This is a genomic window from uncultured Sphingomonas sp., assembly GCF_913778135.1.
Lineage (GTDB): Bacteria > Pseudomonadota > Alphaproteobacteria > Sphingomonadales > Sphingomonadaceae > Sphingomonas.
In genome coordinates this window covers 1-2,544 of record NZ_CAJYVU010000081.1, presented here as the reverse complement: position 1 = coordinate 2,544, position 2,544 = coordinate 1, and the positions used below count along the sequence as shown (strand labels likewise).

Genomic DNA, 2,544 nt, shown 5'->3' with positions numbered 1-2,544 from the left:
CCGCCAGATGTCGCTGCTGCTGCGCCGTCCGCCGGGCCGTGAAGCCTATCCGGGCGACGTCTTCTATCTGCACAGCCGTCTGCTGGAGCGTGCGGCCAAGATGAACGACGCCAATGGCGCCGGTTCGTTGACCGCGCTGCCGATCATCGAGACGCAGGCGGGCGACGTGTCGGCCTATATTCCAACCAACGTGATCTCGATTACCGACGGCCAGATCTTCCTCGAAACCGACCTGTTCTTCGCCGGCGTTCGCCCCGCGATCAACGTCGGCCTCTCGGTCAGCCGCGTCGGTGGCGCCGCGCAGACCAAGGCGATGAAGAAGGTGTCGGGCTCGATCAAGCTCGAGCTCGCGCAGTACCGCGAGATGGCGGCGTTCGCGCAGTTCGGTTCGGACCTCGACGCTTCGACGCAAAAGCTGCTCAACCGCGGCGCGCGCCTGACCGAGCTGCTCAAGCAGCCGCAGTTCAACCCGATGCCCTTCGAGGAGCAGACGGTGTCGATCTACGCCGGCACCAACGGCTATCTCGATCAGGTCGCGGTGCAGGACGTCGTGCGCTACGAGTCAGCGATGCTCAGCTTCATGCGCGAGCAGCACGCCGACGTGCTGACCGCGATCCGCGACAGCCGCGAGCTGAGCAAGGACAGCGAAGGCAAGCTCAAGGGTGCGCTCGACTCCTTCGCGAAGACCTTCGCGTAAGAGAACAAAGCCCTCTTCCCGCCGGGGAGAGGGTTGGGAGAGGGGCCGCCCCAAGCGACACGGCCCCGGCGAACGCTGATCCCGATCCGCTCGCGGTGACGGTAAGAGGAAATGAATGGCGTCTCTCAAGGCCCTCAAGATCAGGATCAACTCGGTCAAGTCGACCCAGAAGATCACCAAGGCGATGAAGATGGTCGCCGCTGCCAAACTGCGCCGCGCGCAGGAGGCGGCGATGGCCGGCCGCCCTTATGCCGAGCGGATCGAGAGCGTGGTCGCCAGCCTCGCCGCGCGTGCGGGTGGTGAGGGCGCATCGCCCTTGCTCGCGGGTACCGGCAAGGATCAGGTCCACATGCTGGTGGTCGTCACCTCCGAGCGTGGTCTCGCGGGTGCGTTCAACACCAACATCGTCCGCGCCGCGCGCCGCAAGGCCGAGGAGCTGGAGGCCGCGGGCAAGACCGTCCGTTTCTACACGGTCGGCCGCAAGGGCCGCGTGATCAAACGCTTCTATCCGACCGGCGTCGTCGCCGATCATGATCTGTCGACGATGAAGGTGGCGCGCTTCGACGAGGCGAAGGCGATCGCCGACGATTTGCTCGCGCGCTATGCCTCGGGCGAGTTCGACGTCGCGCACCTGTTCTACGCCAAGTTCCAGTCGGCGCTGGTGCAGATCCCGACCACGCAGCAGATCATCCCGGTGTCGGTGCCGACGCGCGATCCCAAGCTCGCCCCGACGCTGTCGAACGACGGCGACGCGGCAGTCGAGTATGAGCCGAGCGAGGAGAAGATCCTCGACGACCTGCTGCCGCGCAACGTCGCGGTGCAGGTGTTCCGTGCGCTGCTCGAAAACGCCGCGTCGGAGCAGGGCAGCCGCATGAACGCGATGGACAATGCCACCCGCAACGCCGGCGACATGATCAATCGCCTCTCGATCCAGTACAACCGCACGCGTCAGGCCGCGATCACGACCGAACTGGTCGAGATCATCTCCGGCGCCGAAGCGCTTTAAGCATTCAGAAGCAGGAAGCAGAACATGGCAACCGTCCTCGATGACCGCCCCAACGTCTCGGGCAGCAACAATGTGGGTCGCATCAGCCAGGTGATCGGCGCGGTCGTCGACGTGTCGTTCGACAACCACCTGCCCGCGATCCTGTCGGCACTTGAGACCGACAACAACGGCAACCGCCTCGTGCTCGAGGTCGCGCAGCATCTGGGCGAGAACACCGTTCGCACGATCGCGATGGACTCGACCGAGGGGCTGACCCGCGGCCAGAACGTGACCGACACCGGCAACCAGATCACCGTGCCGGTCGGTCCGATGACGCTCGGCCGCATCCTGAACGTCGTCGGTGAGCCGATCGACGAGCGCGGTCCGGTGCAGACCGACCTGCGCGCGCCGATCCACGCCTCGGCCCCGCTGTTCGTCGACCAGTCGACCGAGAGCGCGATCCTCGTCACCGGCATCAAGGTCATCGACCTGCTCGCGCCGTACGCGAAGGGTGGCAAGATCGGCCTGTTCGGCGGCGCCGGCGTCGGCAAGACCGTGCTGATCCAGGAACTGATCAACAATATCGCCAAGGGCCACGGCGGCACGTCGGTGTTCGCGGGCGTGGGTGAGCGCACCCGCGAGGGCAACGACCTCTACCACGAGTTCTTGGACGCGGGTGTCATCGCCAAAGACGCGGACGGCAACGCGATCAGCGAGGGCTCGAAGGTCGCGCTGGTATACGGTCAGATGAACGAGCCGCCGGGCGCCCGCGCGCGCGTCGCGCTCTCGGGTCTCGCGATCGCCGAGTACTTCCGTGACCAGGAGGGCCAGGACGTGCTCTTCTTCGTCGACAACATCTTCC

Annotated in this window: 1 protein-coding gene and 2 pseudogenes; all 3 read left to right on the top strand. The window is 65.8% G+C overall.

The window, feature by feature from the left end:
- Nucleotides 1–697, top strand: a pseudogene (locus QZ847_RS07690) (F0F1 ATP synthase subunit alpha); the annotation flags it as partial.
- A 115-nt stretch (nucleotides 698–812) separates the two neighbouring features.
- Nucleotides 813–1,703, top strand: coding sequence for a F0F1 ATP synthase subunit gamma (locus QZ847_RS07685; RefSeq protein ID WP_294355055.1), 891 nt, complete (start codon nucleotides 813–815; stop codon nucleotides 1,701–1,703).
- A 24-nt stretch (nucleotides 1,704–1,727) separates the two neighbouring features.
- Nucleotides 1,728–2,544: pseudogene (locus tag QZ847_RS07680) on the top strand (F0F1 ATP synthase subunit beta); the annotation flags it as partial.